The following is a 19,031-nucleotide window of genomic DNA, read 5'->3' on the forward strand; positions in this document are numbered from 1 at the left end:
GGCGTCCATGTTTTATTTCCAAAACGATCAACTTTCTTTCCTTTACGCAAAGAAGAGCCGATCGATCCGTGTTAACCCCAAAGCATCGATTTCTAAAAGAGCTCTTTCGTAAATTTCTGTATTCGTTAAAGCCGCACTCTCGTGGGCATCGATCCCAATAATACAAGAGCAGCCGACTTCCTTGGCGATCTTCCAAAATTCAGGATGCGGATAGCCACCGTTCGTATAGCCTGCCAAATTATACTCCAACGGCAGCTGATACTCTTTGGCTTTTTCACATAAGCGGTAGGCAACTTCTTCACAATGAGAATCGAAGATTTTATAGCCCCGCATGAACACATCTGGGTGTGCCATATAAGCAAAAATTTCTGATTCAATTCCCTGTAAAGAAACACGGAGATAATCTTTGATCGCTTTTACCGAATCCCCAGGTGTATGGTCGTAATAGTGATTGCTTTCGATTTCAGGAAAGTGATTGCCAAAAATCAAATAGTCGATCGACAGCCTTTCTTTCTCTGCAACTAGCCAAGGGATCATTGTTTCAAAATATTCACACTCTAATCCTAATTTCACATCGATTTGTCCTTGGTATTTTTCCCTTAAGCTTTTCACCGATGAAACGTAATCTTCCAATTGCGCAACATCCATCCGCATGGGCGAGACATACCCATCCTCAAAGGGCCAGGGACAATGATCAGCGAAGCCAATTTCCTTAAAGCCAGCTTGGATGGCTTTGATTACATAGTCTTCATCAGAATCCCGTGCATGTTTGCATCGAGTTGTGTGGGTATGATAGTTTGCTTTCCACATGGTTATTCACTCCTTTGTGTTACTTCGCTCACGTATTTTTTCTTGATTACTCGTAAAACGGTGTTCACAGACACATTGGCAAGCTTTGCCACATCTTGCATATTTCCCATTATCCCCCCTTTAATTAAAGCGTTTTCTTACATAATAACAAACTATCCCTCTATTTTCGTAGATATTTGGTCAATAAAACAAAAAAAGCAGTTGAAGTTTCCTGATTACGGATACTTCAACTGCTTTTTGCTATTTAATAAATAGTCCTCACTCCTCACGATTACTCAGACAGTTCAAAAATAAAGGAGTTAAGATCTCCACGATATTTCGAAATGGAGTATTCGATTGGTAAACGATCATAAGAAAACCCTTGGGTATGGAAATAAAACAACGGTTCATCTAAATCGATATCCAGTAAATCGCTCGCTGTCTCCTCAGCTTTGATCACTTCTAGCTTTCGCGATACTGTTTTTATCGGATACCCCATCTCCTCAAATTTACGATAAAGTTTCTCCTGTGAAAAATCGGCATGAATCAACTCTGGAAATAGATGAAACGGGATATAACTTGTAACCAAAACTATCGGTTTTTTTTCAGCAAAGCGTAGACGGGTCAGCTTATATACTTTAGCGCCTGGTGCTAAGGCAAGATTTTCGGAAACTTCCTCAGTCGCACGAACCACACCAAATTTTAAGACGTGTGTTTCAGGCATTAATCCTTTGCGTGACATTTCAGAGTCATAGCTTTCAATGACATGGGTAAATTCTTGTTGTATTTTGGGCTTACGTACGATGGTTCCTCGTCTTTTTCTTTTCTCTAAATAGCCCTCATTGACTAGCGCTTGAATGGCTTGACGAATCGTAGGACGACTGACACCATAGATTTCAGCTAGTTCTAATTCAGTAGGAATGAGTTGATTTTCGCTATATTCATTTGTCTCGATCTTATTCAAAATATCTTGTCGTATTTTCTTATGCAGCGGAATGTTCATTGGCACCTACTCCTCTAATTCTTGCTTTCATTATAACATAGGTTAGGATGACCAATAAATATGAGGAGTCGCTATAATGGCTTCAGCTTTTCCAATTATTGAGATGCACTCATGAGGCAACAGTAAAATACTTTGTCCCGACTGACACACTGATCCCGCTATTTTTAACTCACCATTTACTATCGTTACGACACTCGCTACATCAGCTGAATTCTTGAGTGTCTGTTCGACAACTAAGTGCTTGATCGTGAATTCTCTTAGTTGAACTTCTTCGCCAAGTTTAAAAGTTGTCTTGATGACTTTTTGCATCGGTTGTAGCGTTTCTACTGCACGTTTTACATGTAATTGTCTTTTTTTGCCAAATTCATCAGTTCGGTCGTAATCATAAAACCGATACGTAATGTCGGTTGCTTGCTGGATTTCATAGACCAATGCTCCTTTGGTCAGAGCGTGGATCGTGCCTGAGGGAATATAGATCAAATCTTCTTTAGACACAGGATATTCCTTTAATAGACGAGAATAGCTTCCCTGAGCGATCGCTTGTACTAAACTTTTTTTATCGGCAATCCGTTGTTCAGCATAGATCCACTTTTTCTCCGGAGCTTCTAGAAAATACCATGCTTCACTTTTCCCATAAGGCATCCCTTCCTTTTCTCTTGCTACTTGGTCTGTCGGATGTACTTGAATACTCAGGTCTTCATCACAAGCCGTAAAAGAAATGATCAGAGGATAAACTGCTCCTAGCGGCAAGCCAAATTTTGCTGGGTTTTCTTGGATCAGTTGGTTCAAAGTCACCTCCTGATCTCTCACTTTGCAATCAATCTCTGGAATTCCGCTCAGAGAATAGATCGAGCCAACTTTGGCACTTGCGCTGGAAATATAGTGCTTCAAACGAGGTGTTCCCCATACTCGCTCTCGTAATTCAGGGACTAAAATATACACAACGATTCCTCCTTAATCTGCTTGGGCAAACGCCTGCTAAAACACACCGATGATAACGCCTACTGCAGAAATAACCGTCAACACTAAAATCACTTTTGTTGCAGTCATTTGTTTTGAGGTCAAGAGATACCAAGCAAGTAAAACCATTGCTAAGGGGAGAATCTTAGGGAAAATCCCATCTAATACAGTTTGTAGTGCCTGAACCTCCTCACCCATTGGGATTTCAAGGGCAGTCGTCAATGCAATATTGGATGCAGCTAAGCCGCCAACTACCATCACCCCAAGTATATTGAATGCATCAGTGATTCGTTTCGCATTTTCCCCAACAATGACATCAATCGCATTTACACCTAATCGATAACCATTCATGAAACAAATATACGAAATCAATGGTCCAATAATGCCATAGCTCACTAAATAAAAGAGTGGACCTAATGGATTCCCACCTGCAGCTAATCCCATTGCAATGGACAAGAGGATTGGAACAATAATTCCCTGAATGATTGAATCGCCGATTCCTGCGAGTGGCCCCATCAATGTAGTTTTGATATTGATTGGCATTTCTTCTGGTACATCTGCACCTAAAGCAATTTTTTCTTCCAATGAAGCCACGATGCCATTGATCAGTTGTCCCGTTTGGGGTTCTGTATTGTAAAACATTGAATGCCGCAAAAACAAGCGTCGTTTTGCCTCAGGATCATTTTTGTAATATTTTTCAGCAAATGGAATATAAGAATATGCCCATGCGTGTGCTTGCAATTTCTCATAACTCATGGACGACAAATGAGTGAATCCCCAACGACGCCATATGCTACGCAATTCTTTTTTACTTAATGTATTCTCCATAATTAACCCCTCCTAAAACAAATCATCATCTTCATAAGCTACATTTGTTCCTTGAACCTCTGAAGCCGTTTGAGTCATTGTGGACTTCCCTGTACTCAAATAAACGATATAAGCAACCATCGCCGCTAAGAAAACAAGTGCGATCATATTCAGGTTGGCAAATGCCATCAAAACAAACCCTGCAAAAAAGAACACTAAATGTGCTTTTTCTTTAATGACGATTCCCATCAACATTGCGATCCCCAAGGCAGGTAGCACGCCTCCTAAAACAGAAATAATATCCGTAACGACATCTGGGACATTGTTTAACAACCAATCAACCAATCCTCGGCCAAAGAAAATCGCCGCAAAAATGGGGACAGCTCTCAACAAAAAGGTTGTGATCTGTGGATAAACGATATGGTTCATGACGATCCCTCGCTCATCGATCGTTTCAGCCGCAGTCTGAGCACGCGTATTCCAGAATGAATACAAAGCCATTCGTGTATTATAAAAAATCAATCCAAATGTTTGGCCAATTAAAATTGCTAAGGTAACTGCAACTGCTGGATCTTTAGTCGTCGCTAATGCAAGTCCGATGCCACCATAAGCAGCATAGGTAATTTCACTGTTTGTCGCGCCCCCTGTCGAAAGATTGGCAATGAAAACTGCCTGAACCGCTAATCCACATAGAACCCCCGCCTGAATATCCCCAAATGCGATCCCTGTTAGAAATCCTGCGATAAGCGGTCGACCAACAACATAGAACCCTCCACTCATCCCAAAAAGCCAGGGACTTTCAATCGCACCTAAATAGCAGAATATCCCCGTTAACAATGCTGGCAATAATAAACTCCCATTCATTTTGTCTCCTCCTTATCCTAGAGAATCATATTTTTTCTTCATTGTTTCCCAGCTTTTACTATCGTCATCTGGCAATAGTTGAAACAAAACTTCGATTCCTTTTGATGTGATATACTCGAATGCCTCATAATCCTTTTGATCAATAGCTACGGTTCTACCTAATACTTTTGCACCTTCTCTTGTATTCATAGGCCCAATATTTAGTTGTTTTCCAAAATCAACCCCCAGTTTTACAAGTTCTGCAAATGTTTGTGGAGAATTACTGATCAAGAAAAAATTTTTCTCCGATTGTTTCCCTTTTGGGATACTTTCTATTGCTTGCTCAGTCGTATAAATACCTAGTTTTAAATTACCAGCAGCTGCCTTCAAGACTTTTTTACGTAATTCATCTTGAGCGATATCATCGCCAACAACAAGAATTCCTTGTACCGGTCGTGACTTTGTCCATCTCGTTGTTGTCTGCCCATGAATCACTCGATCATCCACACGTGCTAAAGTTATTGTCATCTTCAATCTCCCCTATCTTTAAAATATATTCTCATCCTCAAATTCATTATCGTCCTCGATAAAAGTCACCCCATCTTTACCTGCAGCAATCGCTAAATCAAACAAAGCATCGAACGATCGACTTCCCACTGCTAAACCAACTTCCAAGAGCATGGGTAGATTCATACCAGCAACTAATTTGATTGGTTTCTTTTGCTCTAATAAGTAATTATAAGAAACATTGAAAGGCGTTCCTCCTTTGATATCTGTAAGAATCAAAACCTCCTCTCCCTTCAATTGCTCCATTACTTGATAGAACTGTTCTTTGAACGCCTCTACACCTGCATCTGTCAACTGAATCGTTATCAACTGATCATTCTCCCCAGCAATCATTTGATAGCTCTGTAATAACCCTGTCCCAAAGTTTCCATGAGATGCTACGATCACTTTCATTGTTCCCCCTCCAATATGTAATTACAAATAAAATTGTTACCCTTATACTAAACCCATCAGGTAAGCGTTGTCAATAAGGTAAAATTAATATATTTAACTATTTGACAAAAAAGTCATTGTGAAGTATCATCTGATTTGTAATTACATATCAGGAGGGGAAACCATGAAAAAATTTTCGATTGATCAATTGGCTCGTTTCATTGATCATACAAACTTAAAACCATTTGCAACCGAAGAAGACTTAAAGATTTTGTGCGTGGAAGCAAAAGAGTATCACTTTAAAATGGTTGCCATCAACCAAGTTCAATCTAACCGATGCTATACCCACTTAAAGGAAACGGATATTGGGATTGGTGCAGCAATAGGATTTCCGTTAGGACAAACATCAATTGCAGCAAAAGCCTTTGAAACAAAAGATGCAATAGAAAATGGTGCGACTGAAATCGACTATGTTATCAATATCACTGAAGTAAAAGCCCAAAATTGGGATTATCTTAAAGAAGAAATGCAAACCATCGTTTCTTTGTGCCGAGAAAAACAAGTTATTTCCAAAGTTATTTTTGAGAATGCGTATTTAACTCAGGAAGAAAAGATTGCACTTTGTCAGATCGCCAAAGAAATCAGACCAGATTTTATTAAAACCTCCACTGGATTTGCACCATCTGGGGCGACTTTCGAGGATATAACACTCATGAAACAATATGTAGGAGAGGATGTAGCGATCAAAGCTGCAGGTGGTATCCGTGATGCAGAAACATTCTTAAAAATGATCCAACTCGGAGCAAGTCGCATTGGGACAAGTTCTGGTATCTCAATCATCGAAACACTAAAAGCGGACGCATTGGATGGGTATATAACTATTTAAGGAGGAGTATATGACTACGATCGCGATTACCGGAGCCAACGGCTATATAGCCTCTTTGATTCAGAAACAGAATCACGAAACCTTCACATTTCTTCCTATCACTCGTAAGGATGTCGATTATGAAGATTTAGCTGCCGTCAATAAGTTTTTTGAAAAGCAAACGTTTGACATACTCATCCATACCGCTGCACGTACCCAAACGGCCGACTGTGAAGCACATCCCTTTGAAACAAAAAAAGTGAACACGGACAGTGCAATTGAATTAGCAAAGATTTGTAAAAAAAAGAATGCTCGCTTCATTTTTTTAAGTACTGAACAAGTCTTCAACGATAACGCAGTCGGTCCCTATTCAGAATCGGATTCGCCCAAAAGCGCATCGATCTATGGGCAACAAAAACTAGCTGTCGAAACCTTCCTAAGAACCTTTGATTGCGATTATTTGATCTTACGCCTTTCATGGATGATGGGTCTTTCTTATCCCGAAGTCTCTGCCAGCCCGAATATTCTCAAGCAGGTAATAAATGCCTTCTTGTATCAGCAGCCAACCTCTTTTCCAGTACATGAGGTAAGAGGACTCACTTACGCCAAAAAATTTGCTGATCAGCTTGAAAAAATCCTTCAACTACCAACTGGCATTTATCATTTTTCTAGTACGAACTCACTGTCTACCTATGCGTTCGCGACATTTATTGCCAAAGAGCTTGGCTTTGATGAAAAATTATGTAGAAAGTATGTTTTGCCAGATGAGGAGCGTTACGCACAGGCGCCTCGTGATCTTCGTTTAGCCACTGAAAAAATAAAAAGCCATGGTCTGTCACTATCTTCTTCTCAAAATGATGTGATCGAATGTCTGAAAGATTTTGGCTGGCAATAAAAATGATCTCCAAAAGTCCTAGCCAAAAAGGCTACGAATTATTCGGTACGATTGATTGTCAATGAAATGAAAACCATACTAAAAAAGCACGTACTGGCTTTTCTACCAGCACGTGCTTTCGTTATCAAGCAGCTACTTGAAAATATTGTGTTAGTTGTAAGAGCCACCCTGTCCAAATCTCTCTTCAATCAACGCCACCGCACGATCGATCCCAGCGTCTTTTGTTTCTTCTAGCACCACGTAACAGTATGGCTTGTGTTTGATCAGAAGCTGTAAAATTTCTGTATACCGTATTTGTCCTTCACCTAACGGGACAGGGATCACTTCTTCTCCCGAGAGTTGAAAATCCTTTAGGTGCAAGCAGACGATTTTCTCTCCGAAAAGAGTAAATGCTTCTTCTACCAATGCGACTTGATCAGCAGCTGTTTTTGCGGTGATCAAATTCGTTGGATCGTAAATGATCCCTAAATAATCAGAAGGAACACGTTCAATCAGCTCGACGATGCGCTGATTCGAATACAGCGGATGATTCAGTCCAGCTTCGATCCCTACCATGATTTGATGTTTTTCTCCCACTCGAACGAGTCGCTGGATCACATGGATCAAGTCTTCAAAAACCTCATCCGAAAAATTCTCTTCGCTATATCCCAGCGCGGCAATGACTGAGCCTGTTTCTGAAGCCACCATGCTGGCACCAAAATAACGGGCATGGAATAAATAGCGCTCAAATTTCTGTAAGATTTTTTCTCGTTCCCCTGGTTCGGGGTGAATCAAGTTACTATAACAACTTAACAAAGCGATTTGAACGCCTTGTTCTTGGAATTCATTCTTGAAGAAGGTCCCCATACCTGGATTCATCTTTTCAGGAGCACTTAGCTCTGGAAAAGACACATTCAAGGCAAACTGAACGTTTTTTATTTTCTTTGCACCTACCGCTTGTGCTAGCTGCTTGGGTGTATATTCTCCTGTAAGGTCATGCCCTCGGATGGCTAAATGAATCATCTGACTCCTCGCTTTCTACTGTTTTTTCCCATTCAATAATCAAATTTTCATAAGGTTTTAGCCTATAGTTACCGCGCGTCAGCGCTTCCCCTGACAAGCGTTCGAATCCGGGGAGATGTAAGGTAAAGTCAGCTGTCGTCATCCCTAAGTTACTGATCCAAAGTTGGACATGGGTCGCTGACTCTCTGCGATACTTCATCACACCTTCCGAACATTTGATCAACTGGCGCTCTGATTCATAAGGGAAAAGTTCTTTGCGACAAAACGACTGCCATATCAAACTGTCTGTTAAATTTCTAGGTAGCGCACCTAAATAGATGATCTCTCCTTGAGCCAGTTGTTTCTTAGCTAGTAGTGTTTGGTCATTCCCTCGTCCGATCGTTTCCCAATCTTCTGGGCAGTGAAAAACTGTGACCAAATGATCCAAAGGTTCTTCTAGGCCATCATAGGTTAGCTGATAAGCCAGTCCTTTCACCGTAAACTGCTGGATTTGGTCAAACCCGAGCCATTCTCCTAAACGATCTAAGCCATTCGTCGCTGGCCACGCCAGCTCTTTGGTCCGATCCCCCGTCATCGGGCCTAAAATCAGCTTGCCTCCTACTTCAGTAAAGGCGGCAAATTTTTTCAGCAAAGTAGGGCTTATCCAACGAACAAATGGGGCAAGAACAACATCATACTCTTCTAACGGACTATTTTCTTGAATGATTTCTACACGAATCCCTTGGCGAATCAGACTGTTGTAAAATTCGGTAAATAGGCTGCGATAATCATAAACACCCCCATGATCGATCGTGTAAAAGCGTTTCGAGTAATCCGAGTACATGATGGCTATTTTTGCTGATACATACTTCGTTTCCGCTAAAAGTGGTGCGATCTGTTGTCTTAGTTCGCCAATCCGAACTACCTCTTCATACCCACGATCTGGCTCTCCCCAAGCAGTTAACACGGCACTATGGGGTTGCTCCACACCATAGCGATGTCCACGAAAATGCCAAAAGCAGAAGGATTTCAAATGACCAGCATAGCCAATGAACGCTTCACTTGTGACAAACCCATGAGGACGAGGTGCCGCATAATTTTCAATATGACCAGCATTGGCAGTACAAGTTTCTAACAATAACATTTCCTTGTTGCGCGGTTTGACATTCCGCCAACGATCCAAGTTCATGGTATACGCTGGATAGTTGTCTGCCGGTGCATACGTATCAAAACCGGCAATATCTAAATCAGCAAATAGCTCATCATTTTGCAAGTTAAACCCAAAAGCGGAGTTATGGGTAATGGGTAACGCGGTCTCCATTCGGATAAAATGACAAAGATCATGCGCAAACTCATTCAACGTATCAGTGGTAAAGCGGCGAAAGGCATTCATCAAGGAAGAATTATGCAAAAATGGGGTTGTTAGCGGCAAGACGACATCCTCAAATGCGTCATACCACTCACTCCATACCTTCGTTCCCCAACACTCATTGAGGTTAGTCACGGATTGATAGCTGTCTTTTAAATACGTATGCCAACGCGTTTGGCACGTCGTACAGTAACATAGATCGACATGACATTTAAACTCATTGTCCAATTGCAACATAACGACATTTTCATGTTTTTCGGCAATCTCCGCGATTTTTCTCGTCAAACGATAGGCATAACGGCGAAAGTCCTCGTTGTTGGTACAGACATGCTGTCTTGAGCCGTGATGCATCTTCGTTCCATCTTGGTTAGTGACCAACGCTTCTGGGTACTGTTTTGTAAACCAGCGGGGTGGGGTCGGCGTTGGAATACATAAGCAAACATCGATGCCATTTGCTTGGTACTGTTCTAGCGCACGTTCCAACAACGAAAAATCATATTCTCCAGGTTGAGGCTCCAAGTCACGCCACATGAATTCCCCAATTCTAGCAAAATTCATGCCCAACGTTTTCATCGTGTGACTATCACTTTGCATGATTTCTTCCGACCAGACTTCTGGATACATGCAGGCGCCATAATAAATATCAGGAAAAAGTGGTTGCTCATGGAAAAACGCCTGTAAACGAATCGCCACGTAGCGAGCGATCATATGCGCCCCGAGCTTTGAAAAGTGGGTATCATCTGCAAGACCTGCAGGATAATTGGGATGCTCATTCGGTGCTAACCAAACAAAGAGTGCTTTGGAAGCTTCTAGTCCTAATGTGTCATAATAATGATAGGTATAGCGATTTAAATCAAACAAAACTACTTCTTCCGTTCGACTAAGTTCTCTTAAGACAGGTAAAAATGCTGACAACGTATGCGCCAGTCGTCCCTCTTCTCCTACCCGCCGTTCAACAGGTGTACACAGGATCGGGATTCCTGCTTTTTCTTTGATCTGACGGATCATGTCTGTTAAATGAGCAATGTATGCCTCCATCGTGACATGGTTTTTCTCTTTTTGGTCATTATGTCCAAATTGCAGTAGGACGACTGTATTCGGTTCGACTTCTTGCAGGAGCTGCTCAAACACCCCTTCTTCGATAAACGAACGAGTCGTACTGCCGTTTTTTGCAAAATTGCGTACGTTTACTTCTGGGGATAGATAGCTTGGTAAGGCTTGTCCCCAGCCCATCATTGGCTGTTGATCAAGGGGATAATCCGCCACGGTTGAATCTCCGCCTAGAACGATTTTCATTTCTTTTCTTCCTCCATCTATTTACTATCAGATTTCCAACAGCTTTGACAAGTCTGCTGGTTTTCTTGTTGAACTTAAGCTGTATTAGAAATCGCTTTCTTTTCTATTATACAAAACATTCGCTGATGAAAACATGGAAAAATCAGAGCAAAAGCTGCGAAAATACGAGCTTTTCCGCAGCAACCAACAGTGATCAGCTCTGACCTTTTCGATATTGTCCTGGGGTCATTCCCGTGCACTTTTTAAATAAACGATTGAAGTAACTGGGATTATACCCAAGGTTTTCTGCAATTTCATTGATTTGGTGATCAGTTTCGAGCAACTGCCGTTTTGCTTCTACGATGCGAACATTGGTTAAATAATCAATAAAGTTGACCTGCTTGGCACGCTTGAACTCCTTACTCAAAAAGATTGGGTCGACTTCGAAACGATCCGCAACGTATTCTAAGGAAATTTGTTCATTGCGAAAATCAGATTGGATGTACTCCGCTACTTTCTGGATCATTTCACTATAAGAATTAGCGACATTTTCTTGCCAGAGGATGGAGACGGGTTTTAAGAAATGATGGTACAAAAAGGCTTGGATCTGATTGATGTCCAAAAGTCGTTCGATTCGCTCTAACACAACCGTTTTCGATACATAATCCGTTCGTGAGACACCATTTTCATTTAAAAGGTAATCGACTTGATCGTACAGTCGATTGACCACATAGATCACCGCAGCCTGTTGATTGTTTTCTGCCACGACCTGTTCTAAAAACCGCTGGACACTTCGTTGCAATTCTTCATGATAGCCACTTTTCAGCGCTGTTAAAATCAAATTTTCTTGCGAAAGAGAATACTTCGGCAGCGGGCGCATTTTCTCTCCTTGAAGCACTTGATTTTCGGGAATCAACCGTTGCAGATGGATTTGCTTTTTGAGACGTTGGGCAACTTCAGGCAACTTGCGAATCTCTGTTTCTTGTTGCGAACTAACGATGGTGACATAACGGCAGACGATCAAATTGATTTGCTTGGTGATCATCGTGAAGTAATCTGTCAGTAGCTGCTCTTGATTGACCACAAAAACCAAAATCCGTCCTTCATTTGAAGAAACAATGGTTGATTCTGGGAAAAACATGGCTGTGACATCCGCTATAATGTTTTCTAACGCAAACAAAATGTGGGTTTCATCTTGTGAATTTGCTTGATTGCTTAATAGATCATTGAGTTGGAAATAAAACAAGCGATACCCTTGGTCACTTAAGCGCCAGTTTTTTTGCTGCAGTAATTGTTGCGATTCTTCCTCTGACAAATAGCCATAATATCCTTCCATCAAATGTTGGATCACTTGCCGCTTCAGCGAATCTTGAAAGCGTTCCGCCTGATTTTGTAGCAATCCTTTTTCCCGACTTAATTGTTGCCAACGGTCCACCAAAAACTCCAGATCGTTTTCTTTTTTCCATTGGGTATTACCAAAGAGCTGATCCATCATTTTTTCAAAAGGTTGGTATTGTTTTTTTGCCAAAAGGAGACTCATGACTGCCACACAAGCAATAAAAAGAATACTTACGACGATCAGCACTCTAGCCAAATGAGTGACTGGCTCGGTAATCAATGCTAAGGGAACGACGGTATAAAAGGTCCATATTTGGTTGAGTCGCGTACTGTTTACGGCGATCATGCTATAATCATTGCCATTGATCGATTCGACCCAGGTTCCTTGATGCTCCTCACTCAGCGGTTGGATAACATTCGCTAAGTTCTGATCGCCAATAAAACGAAAACTCTCATGATTAAAGGAAATCGCTGCGAGTCCATTTTCAATTTGGGTATCATAAAAATACTTTAACAATGATTGCTCGTCGATCGTTGCAACTAAAAAGATTTTAGGCTGATCTTCGCCTTGGCTATCAATGTTTTGTACAAAAATCAATTCATCCTCTTCTTCAATGATCTTCCACTGATACTGCCTCCCATTATCGATCCGATAGCGTTCAAATGCTGTTTTGGTTTGCTCGAGCGTTAATTCATACGTACCGCCACTCTCAATCCCAAAAGGCGCCTCTCCGAGCGAATAAATACCAATTCGATTGACATAATTGGAGCTATTTGTTAAGTAAAACAATTCTTCCGACAGTTGGATCAACGTCTGATAATTTGTCGTTTCCAGTAAATCTTCTTGGTAGCGCCTTTGAAACGATTGCCCCCAAACGCTTAAAGTCACTTCCAGCTGCGAGAACTGTTGGTTGATGTTACTAACGATTCCTTCGACTTGGCGATTATTTAGTTCTTGATACGATCGTTGTAATGGTCCGATCAAATAGGCATGCAAAAAGATTGCAACGGCTAATAGCGGCACGACGATCCATAGACTGGCTAGCTGCAGTTTTCGATGAAAACCGCCTGTTTTAAAGTACTTCATTCCCAAACACCCTTGTAATAGATTTTATGTAACAAATTGTCATGCGAAAAAACGCATGACAACCTATCCACAACTATTGAAGTGTATCATCCTTTGACGGATCCAATCAGCATTCCTTTGGCAAAATGTTTTTGCAAAAACGGATAGAAGATCAAAATTGGTAAAGTCGCCACAATGATGACTGCAAATTTGATTCCTTGTTCAGGCGGCACATAGTTTGGGTCCATACTTGCTAACGCATTGGCACCACTGGACGCCATCGTGATCTGTCTTAACAATAACTGAATCGGCCATTTTGCTGAATCGTTGATATAAAGCAATCCACTCATGAAGTCGTTCCAGATACCAACGGCGTAAAAAAGGGTGAAGGTCGCGATCACTGGTTTTGATAAAGGCAAAATGATTTTCCATAAGATCCCTAGTTCCGTACAGCCGTCCATCTTGGCGGATTCTTCCAATTCGATCGGCATTTCTTGGAAAAAGTTTTTGATGATCATTAAGTTGAACGGATTGATCGCGATTGGCAAAATCAATGCCCAATAAGAATTGATCAGTCCTAAATTTTTAACCACGATAAACGTTGGGATCATCCCACCTGAAAAGAGCATTGCAAAAATCACGAGATTCAACAAGGTGTTCCGTCCTTTTAGGTGCTTACGTGATAAAGGATAGGCAAAGGTGAAGGTACAGAAAAGCTGCACCAGCGTGCCAACGATGGTAACGCCGACCGTTACAAGCAAACTACGGATAAAGGTGTTGGTTGAAAAAATAAAGCGATAGGAGTCGAGACTGATCTCATTTGGCCATAAGAAAAACGAACGTGTGGTCAATTCTAACTCCGTAGCAAATGACCCGGCGATCACATAAATAAAAGGAATCACCATGAATAACCCAATCAATGCCAAAAATAGCGCATTAAAAATGTCAAATATTTTCCCTGCCTTCGTATTGTGTAAAGTAGCCATCTTTTTCCTCCTTAATATAAGCCGCTTTCGCCAAAGCGTTTCGCTAATTTATTGGTACAAAGTACGAGGATGATCCCAACGATCGATTTAAATAATCCGACGGCTGTTGAGTAACTATAAGCGCCATTGGTAATCCCCATCATATACACATACGTATCAAAAACATCTGCTACTGTTCGGTTCAATTGATTGGTCATCAAGAAAATCTGATCAAACCCAGTAGACAAAATTGACCCGATCCGCATAATCAGCATAATGATGATCGTCGAACGAATCGCAGGTAAAGTAATGTGCCACACACGTCGGAAACGTCCTGCACCATCCATGATCGCGGCTTCGTATTGCTCCTGATCCACACCTGATAAGGCAGCTAAATAAATAATAGTCCCCCAACCGATCTCTTTCCAAATCGATTGCATCACGATCATGGGGCGGAACCATTGCGGGTCTGAGAGAAAGTCGATTTCAACGCCTGTCAACGAAGCGATAAATTGAGTGATCGCTCCATGATCGATGTTGAATAAAATATGCCAAAGACTAACGACGATCGTCCATGAAAGAAAATGTGGTACATAGACGAAGGTTTGAATGGTCCGCTGAAACAGCTTGTTGCGCAATTCGTTCAGTAACAGCGCCAAAAAGATGGGTGCTGGAAACGAAAAGAAGATGTTTAAAAAGGCAATCATCAACGTGTTCCACAAGATCCGAAAGAAATCAGGATTATTGAAGAAATCCATAAAATTTTGTGTTCCGACCCATGGGCTATCTGCGATTCCTAAAAAGGGCACATAATCTTTGAAAGCAATGATCAACCCATACATCGGTGCATAACGAAATACTGCAAAATAGATGATCCCGGGAATCGTCAAAATATAGAGCCATTTATTTTGTTTAAAATGGTTGAGGAAACTCCCCCATTGCTCTTTCGTTTTCGGCACTTTTTTTATTGTTGTTTCCATTCAGTCTCCTCCTCTAATTCCGCTCCAATCAGTGCTAAACAACAAATCGTATTTAGCCCCCACTGTGACAACACATTGGTCGATACCCACGGCATTTCTTTTATTTTTTTCCACGTTGTCGCTGCTTCAATGGTCGCTTCGATCGGCAGTGGAACACCCGATTTGTCATTATCAAGCAATAACTGCCAAGCCCTTTGACTGATTGCTTGATCGTTACGCACTCGCCCAGCAAAGGCCATCATCGTCGACGCAAACATTGGCCAGGCAAAATGAGGTTCCGTCAGTACCTCGTTTGACTCTTCTGCTTTTCTCTCAGGACTCAAGCTATAAAACCAGCCAAACTCCCCTAACATCTCTGTCCACTCTGGGTCTTCCAGCACTTGAGCAAGTTCTAACCAAACTTGCGGCGCCCCAAAGGAGATGACCATGTGATAGCCGCCAAAATTCCCAGTTCCCATATAAGATAAGGTTTTGTCTTGTGGATCAAATAACACTGTGGGACCAGACAATAGGCGCTGGGGCATGGCTTTGATGCAGGTGATGCCCGTGCGAATTTTTTCAAGGTAAACAGGATCATTCGTCCGTTCCCACTGGGTAAACCAGTTCGAGACTAGCGCAGCCCAATCTGGTCCGATGCGAATCGGTATCCGCTTCGTTTCTCGTTCATAAAACTCGCGCATCGGTGGTAACGCATCAAAAGCATAGGTTTCATTGTCTTTGACTTGTTCCATAACCTCCCCAATACGTTCATCCGCTGTCAAATAGTAGTAGTAGCGATGCAGACCCGCCATTGAAATTCGAACTTCTTTGGCTTGGCAGCCCCAATGAACGACATTATGCCGAGACCCCAATCCTTTGTATTCACCAGCATGATACTGATCGACTTCTGAAGTATGTCTCGTCATGCTTTCAGCCAGATAGTAGACGCTTGGATCACCGGTTCGTAAAAAATCTAACCAAAGCCACATGTTGGGGACCAATTCAGTGTTTTGCCAAGCGTACCCACCAAGATCGTAGCGCCATTGGTGTCGAAACTGATCATAGGTATGCATGACATCACCATAGTTCCAATAGCCATACCAACCTCTTTGTTGGACTTCTGCTAAATAGAATTGCCGCATCTCAGCCAATTGTTGCTCCAGCAATTGTTTCGTTTTCGTTGATTCGTCTGGTAAACTGATCCTGCCAAAAACCTTCGTCTCTTGATAACGCTCTGGCAATGAAACGATCTGGGCAGGTTCTTGATTTTCTTGAGCTAAGCCCAGCAACACTTCTTCTGACGGGGCTTCTTCATAAAGATCCAACCAACAACGCGTCGTATTTGCTACACCAACTGCCGTCGAACGAATCTCTTCCATTCCTTCGTATCCGCTAAGCATATGATCCCGTTTGGAATAGTGCTGAAAATCCATTGGCTTGGCATTCGGTGACCACTGCCACATCGTGATTTGGGTTGCTTTTTGGGTGATGCCTGCCACCTCGATCGCAGAGGGTGCTTTTTCCCAAAATTTCTCCATGCTGCAAGCAACGCCGCCGGTTTCTCCCCCAGCGTAAAAGGTACCTGAATAATGCTCGCCATCCCCAATGGGCAACCAACAGTACCCAGCTTCGGTCTGTTTTTCTAATTCAAATGACCGATGATTGATTTGATTGACCCGAAAATTGTCCCAAATAGCATTTTCCACCGCATGAGACAGCATCGGCTCGTCCGCTGGGGTCAATGAAACAAGCTGTCCACTGGCTTGTTCTTGATAGGGAATGTTTTGCTGATAGTGTCGCCGTGAAAGTAACAATTGCGCCGCTTCATGATACACAGCATCTGCAATAAATTTGACTTGTCGATTCCAATTTTCACCTGTCAACGCATAATCAAATGCTATCCCCATGCCTTCATAAGCAAGTGGTTTGATGATAATGACCGTATGAATGATTTCCAATTTGCTGATTTCGCGAAAGATGCGGAACCGTAAAATAAACTCTTGCACCACTTCTTGATCGATCTCGATGTCGCCCGATACTTTGATAACGGCTTTCTCGGAACCATTTTCTTCCAAAATCAAGTCCGTTACTTTGGACTGCACCTTTTTGTTTTGGTATTGCAGGATTGCGTGAAGGTCTTGCAATTTTTTCTGCCCATTGACCGCTACCCAGTCCAATACATTTTTCCCTTCCCCATGTTTCGGGAAGAAGCCTTTGATCGTACCGTTGTCAAAATAGATACCGTTGTAAGCTTCCCTAGCAATCGCCTGTTTCTTCTGGACACGCTGTTTTCTTTGAAAAAGTAACTGCGTCGTTTCTGCCACCAAACCACTGTGTCCTGTCCATTTCACACTGCCATCTGGCCAGTAAGCCAGTACTTTCGTTTGTAGCGGCTCCTCACCCAGCAAAAAAATTTCCTCACTTAGAGCCTCAGGTTGTAAAGCTCCTTTTTCCCATGGATACCCAAAACTCAGCCCACGTTTTCCCTTAGGTTTATTTTTGAGCCATTTCAATGCCATGTTCGATTTCCTCCTCTTCCCTCTCTACAGGTTGACCTGCATCGTTTTGTTGCTTTAGCTTTTGTTCATTTTCATCAAATAATTTCAAGTAAATCCCCATTGTGCCAATGATCCACATCCCAATACTTAAAAATGGCAGGAGACCGGGGAGAAAAAAGCTGATCGTACTACAAATCCCAAACCAAAGGACGCCTAAAAAGGTGCCAATAGGTTGAAAGAAAAGAAAGCGTAGTGAAGCGCCTAGGTACTTCTTCGTTGGGAGCACATAATATTCGTACATGCTAAGCAATGTATTGATCACAGCGATCGCGACGCATTGGCTAACGATCAATAGGATCAAGCCTGTTTGAGTCAATGCCGCTAAAAATCCTTGCTGGATCACCACCATGGGGCACAAATAAAAGAGAATGATCGGTAAGCCCAAGCGATTCGATCGCCAAAAGTTCCTGCGGTAATACCCAAAGAACGTTTGAAAAAAAGGCGGCGATTCCTGTTTAAGGGTTTTCTTTGCTATGTGGAATCCTGCTTGTACGCTAGGCGCCAGTCCAAAGATGATCCCACCTACTAGCGCACCTATAATAACGGTTACATTTATCAGTAAACAATAAAAGACAAAATCTGCTGCTTGATATGCTTTCTGCCAATTCATCACCGTTCCTCCTCTAAGGAATATACCTTTAAGTCTTTATAGCGGGCCTTCATTGGCGCCATTTGCCGAAATCCGATCGCTCCTTTGGTTAATACGGGACCAAACTGTTCCTCATCAAGGTACCTTAACACCAATAAGTCGTTGATCCAAAAGGAGATCGTTGCACCTACCTTATCGATTCTTAGGTGATAAAACCCTCGGGCATCTGCTACACTCGGAAGTGGATCTGCGCCTTGGGCGACCAGATGAAACCCATAGCTTTTGCGCAAATTACACGTTTCAAACGCCCGTTCCTCCTCATACTTTCTTCGAAAATAAGAAAGGTGGTAAGCATTGATCCCTCCAGAATGATACTCGGGATATGCCCCGGTTCGTTTGGGTACTCCAGAATCGAAGATCGAGCCACCCTTGCGATTGGCTGCTGCAAAAAAGAGCATACATAAGCCTGGTTCAGCCAGTGGTTGAAACTGCCAGGTGATTCGTAGGTCCGCTGGAAATTGTTGAGGCAGCCATAAAACAAAATGTGGTTGTTTGTTTGATTCTTCAGAATACGTATTTGCCAGAATCATCCCGTCTTGGAAAGTAATTTTGGGCTCTCCTTCAGCAATAAAGTGTTGAATATCTGCTGCTTGATTCAGCGGATTTTCATAGATCAATTTCGCTAACATTTCCTCTTCTCCTTTTATGCCTATATGAGCTGCTTTTCTCTTTTCATAGTAAACTTGACCTACATTTCTAACAATTGACTTTTTTTGAATTCCTTGATATCAAGCGTTAGATTAGGGTTTTCACTTGTTTTTTTCCATTTT

At 42.1% G+C, this 19,031-nt stretch carries 18 protein-coding genes; 2 read left to right on the forward strand and 16 right to left on the reverse strand.

Annotated elements, in window-relative coordinates:
- Positions 1 to 42: 42 nt before the first annotated feature.
- The 8 genes from IAE45_RS05765 to IAE45_RS05800 form a co-directional block, all read right to left on the reverse strand.
- Complete coding sequence (locus IAE45_RS05765) at positions 43 to 810, reverse strand: histidinol-phosphatase (protein WP_200125361.1); 768 nt, start codon at positions 808 to 810, stop codon at positions 43 to 45.
- Positions 811 to 812: 2 nt separating this feature from the next.
- Positions 813 to 920 carry a LacI family DNA-binding transcriptional regulator gene (locus IAE45_RS05770; protein ID WP_200125363.1) on the reverse strand — a complete coding sequence of 36 codons (108 nt, stop codon included), beginning with the start codon at positions 918 to 920 and terminating at the stop codon, positions 813 to 815.
- 161 nt (positions 921 to 1,081) lie between these two features.
- Positions 1,082 to 1,792, reverse strand: coding sequence for a GntR family transcriptional regulator (locus tag IAE45_RS05775; protein WP_200125365.1), 711 nt, complete (start codon positions 1,790 to 1,792; stop codon positions 1,082 to 1,084).
- A gap of 42 nt (positions 1,793 to 1,834) precedes the next feature.
- Complete coding sequence (locus IAE45_RS05780) at positions 1,835 to 2,734, reverse strand: class I mannose-6-phosphate isomerase (RefSeq protein ID WP_200125367.1); 900 nt, start codon at positions 2,732 to 2,734, stop codon at positions 1,835 to 1,837.
- Positions 2,735 to 2,770: 36 nt separating this feature from the next.
- Positions 2,771 to 3,580 carry a PTS system mannose/fructose/sorbose family transporter subunit IID gene (locus tag IAE45_RS05785; RefSeq protein WP_005234209.1) on the reverse strand — a complete coding sequence of 270 codons (810 nt, stop codon included), beginning with the start codon at positions 3,578 to 3,580 and terminating at the stop codon, positions 2,771 to 2,773.
- A gap of 12 nt (positions 3,581 to 3,592) precedes the next feature.
- Complete coding sequence (locus IAE45_RS05790) at positions 3,593 to 4,423, reverse strand: PTS mannose/fructose/sorbose/N-acetylgalactosamine transporter subunit IIC (protein WP_142424621.1); 831 nt, start codon at positions 4,421 to 4,423, stop codon at positions 3,593 to 3,595.
- A gap of 12 nt (positions 4,424 to 4,435) precedes the next feature.
- Positions 4,436 to 4,930, reverse strand: coding sequence for a PTS system mannose/fructose/N-acetylgalactosamine-transporter subunit IIB (locus tag IAE45_RS05795; protein ID WP_142424622.1), 495 nt, complete (start codon positions 4,928 to 4,930; stop codon positions 4,436 to 4,438).
- Positions 4,931 to 4,948: 18 nt separating this feature from the next.
- Complete coding sequence (locus IAE45_RS05800) at positions 4,949 to 5,362, reverse strand: PTS sugar transporter subunit IIA (protein WP_005234206.1); 414 nt, start codon at positions 5,360 to 5,362, stop codon at positions 4,949 to 4,951.
- A 163-nt stretch (positions 5,363 to 5,525) separates the two neighbouring features.
- On the opposite strand from IAE45_RS05800, the gene deoC reads away from it, so the two are divergent.
- A complete protein-coding gene (deoC, locus tag IAE45_RS05805; protein WP_200125369.1) occupies positions 5,526 to 6,227 on the forward strand; it encodes a deoxyribose-phosphate aldolase in 702 nt (233 codons plus the stop codon).
- Positions 6,228 to 6,237: 10 nt separating this feature from the next.
- Positions 6,238 to 7,101, forward strand: a complete 864-nt coding sequence (locus IAE45_RS05810) for an SDR family oxidoreductase (protein WP_200125371.1) — start codon at positions 6,238 to 6,240, stop codon at positions 7,099 to 7,101.
- Positions 7,102 to 7,251: 150 nt separating this feature from the next.
- Here the strand turns inward: IAE45_RS05810 and IAE45_RS05815 are convergent, their stop codons facing one another.
- From IAE45_RS05815 to IAE45_RS05850, 8 genes are all read right to left on the reverse strand, one after another.
- Entirely contained in the window at positions 7,252 to 8,103 is an 852-nt protein-coding gene (locus IAE45_RS05815) for a sugar phosphate isomerase/epimerase family protein (RefSeq protein WP_200125373.1), read from the reverse strand.
- The gene (locus IAE45_RS05820) at positions 8,075 to 10,747 is read right to left on the reverse strand and encodes a beta-galactosidase (protein ID WP_200125375.1); all 2,673 of its coding nucleotides are present in this window, start codon (positions 10,745 to 10,747) and stop codon (positions 8,075 to 8,077) included. Before IAE45_RS05820 ends, IAE45_RS05815 begins: the two co-directional genes overlap by 29 nt.
- Before the next feature lie 193 nt (positions 10,748 to 10,940).
- The gene (locus IAE45_RS05825; protein WP_200125377.1) at positions 10,941 to 13,151 is read right to left on the reverse strand and encodes a helix-turn-helix transcriptional regulator; all 2,211 of its coding nucleotides are present in this window, start codon (positions 13,149 to 13,151) and stop codon (positions 10,941 to 10,943) included.
- 86 nt (positions 13,152 to 13,237) lie between these two features.
- Positions 13,238 to 14,116: a carbohydrate ABC transporter permease gene (locus IAE45_RS05830; protein WP_086297880.1), complete on the reverse strand. Its 879-nt coding sequence runs from the start codon at positions 14,114 to 14,116 to the stop codon at positions 13,238 to 13,240.
- Positions 14,117 to 14,127: 11 nt separating this feature from the next.
- Positions 14,128 to 15,075, reverse strand: coding sequence for an ABC transporter permease (locus tag IAE45_RS05835; RefSeq protein ID WP_005234199.1), 948 nt, complete (start codon positions 15,073 to 15,075; stop codon positions 14,128 to 14,130).
- Positions 15,060 to 17,573, reverse strand: a complete 2,514-nt coding sequence (locus IAE45_RS05840; protein ID WP_200125379.1) for an exo-rhamnogalacturonan lyase family protein — start codon at positions 17,571 to 17,573, stop codon at positions 15,060 to 15,062. The genes IAE45_RS05835 and IAE45_RS05840 overlap by 16 nt, the downstream gene beginning before the upstream one ends.
- Positions 17,548 to 18,222: a YesL family protein gene (locus tag IAE45_RS05845; protein ID WP_200125381.1), complete on the reverse strand. Its 675-nt coding sequence runs from the start codon at positions 18,220 to 18,222 to the stop codon at positions 17,548 to 17,550. Before IAE45_RS05845 ends, IAE45_RS05840 begins: the two co-directional genes overlap by 26 nt.
- Complete coding sequence (locus IAE45_RS05850) at positions 18,222 to 18,890, reverse strand: DUF1961 family protein (protein WP_194193358.1); 669 nt, start codon at positions 18,888 to 18,890, stop codon at positions 18,222 to 18,224. Before IAE45_RS05850 ends, IAE45_RS05845 begins: the two co-directional genes overlap by 1 nt.
- Between the last annotated feature and the right edge of the window lie 141 nt (positions 18,891 to 19,031).

Origin of the sequence: Enterococcus sp. S53 (assembly GCF_016516865.1) — a bacterium.
Taxonomy (GTDB): domain Bacteria; phylum Bacillota; class Bacilli; order Lactobacillales; family Enterococcaceae; genus Enterococcus_D; species Enterococcus_D innesii.

What these genes read in the sequence shown, in the direction of transcription:
- IAE45_RS05820 (WP_200125375.1), bottom strand. Translation starts at nt 10,747, where the DNA reads ATGAAAATCGTTCTAGGCGGAGATTCAACCGTGGCGGATTATCCCCTT.
- IAE45_RS05850 (WP_194193358.1), bottom strand. Translation starts at nt 18,890, where the DNA reads ATGTTAGCGAAATTGATCTATGAAAATCCGCTGAATCAAGCAGCAGAT.
- IAE45_RS05795 (WP_142424622.1), bottom strand. Translation starts at nt 4,930, where the DNA reads ATGACAATAACTTTAGCACGTGTGGATGATCGAGTGATTCATGGGCAG.
- IAE45_RS05845 (WP_200125381.1), bottom strand. Translation starts at nt 18,222, where the DNA reads ATGAATTGGCAGAAAGCATATCAAGCAGCAGATTTTGTCTTTTATTGT.
- IAE45_RS05825 (WP_200125377.1), bottom strand. Translation starts at nt 13,151, where the DNA reads ATGAAGTACTTTAAAACAGGCGGTTTTCATCGAAAACTGCAGCTAGCC.
- IAE45_RS05835 (WP_005234199.1), bottom strand. Translation starts at nt 15,075, where the DNA reads ATGGAAACAACAATAAAAAAAGTGCCGAAAACGAAAGAGCAATGGGGG.
- deoC (WP_200125369.1), top strand. Translation starts at nt 5,526, where the DNA reads ATGAAAAAATTTTCGATTGATCAATTGGCTCGTTTCATTGATCATACA.
- IAE45_RS05775 (WP_200125365.1), bottom strand. Translation starts at nt 1,792, where the DNA reads ATGAACATTCCGCTGCATAAGAAAATACGACAAGATATTTTGAATAAG.
- IAE45_RS05810 (WP_200125371.1), top strand. Translation starts at nt 6,238, where the DNA reads ATGACTACGATCGCGATTACCGGAGCCAACGGCTATATAGCCTCTTTG.
- IAE45_RS05785 (WP_005234209.1), bottom strand. Translation starts at nt 3,580, where the DNA reads ATGGAGAATACATTAAGTAAAAAAGAATTGCGTAGCATATGGCGTCGT.
- IAE45_RS05800 (WP_005234206.1), bottom strand. Translation starts at nt 5,362, where the DNA reads ATGAAAGTGATCGTAGCATCTCATGGAAACTTTGGGACAGGGTTATTA.
- IAE45_RS05840 (WP_200125379.1), bottom strand. Translation starts at nt 17,573, where the DNA reads ATGGCATTGAAATGGCTCAAAAATAAACCTAAGGGAAAACGTGGGCTG.
- IAE45_RS05830 (WP_086297880.1), bottom strand. Translation starts at nt 14,116, where the DNA reads ATGGCTACTTTACACAATACGAAGGCAGGGAAAATATTTGACATTTTT.
- IAE45_RS05765 (WP_200125361.1), bottom strand. Translation starts at nt 810, where the DNA reads ATGTGGAAAGCAAACTATCATACCCACACAACTCGATGCAAACATGCA.
- IAE45_RS05770 (WP_200125363.1), bottom strand. Translation starts at nt 920, where the DNA reads ATGGGAAATATGCAAGATGTGGCAAAGCTTGCCAATGTGTCTGTGAAC.
- IAE45_RS05815 (WP_200125373.1), bottom strand. Translation starts at nt 8,103, where the DNA reads ATGATTCATTTAGCCATCCGAGGGCATGACCTTACAGGAGAATATACA.
- IAE45_RS05790 (WP_142424621.1), bottom strand. Translation starts at nt 4,423, where the DNA reads ATGAATGGGAGTTTATTATTGCCAGCATTGTTAACGGGGATATTCTGC.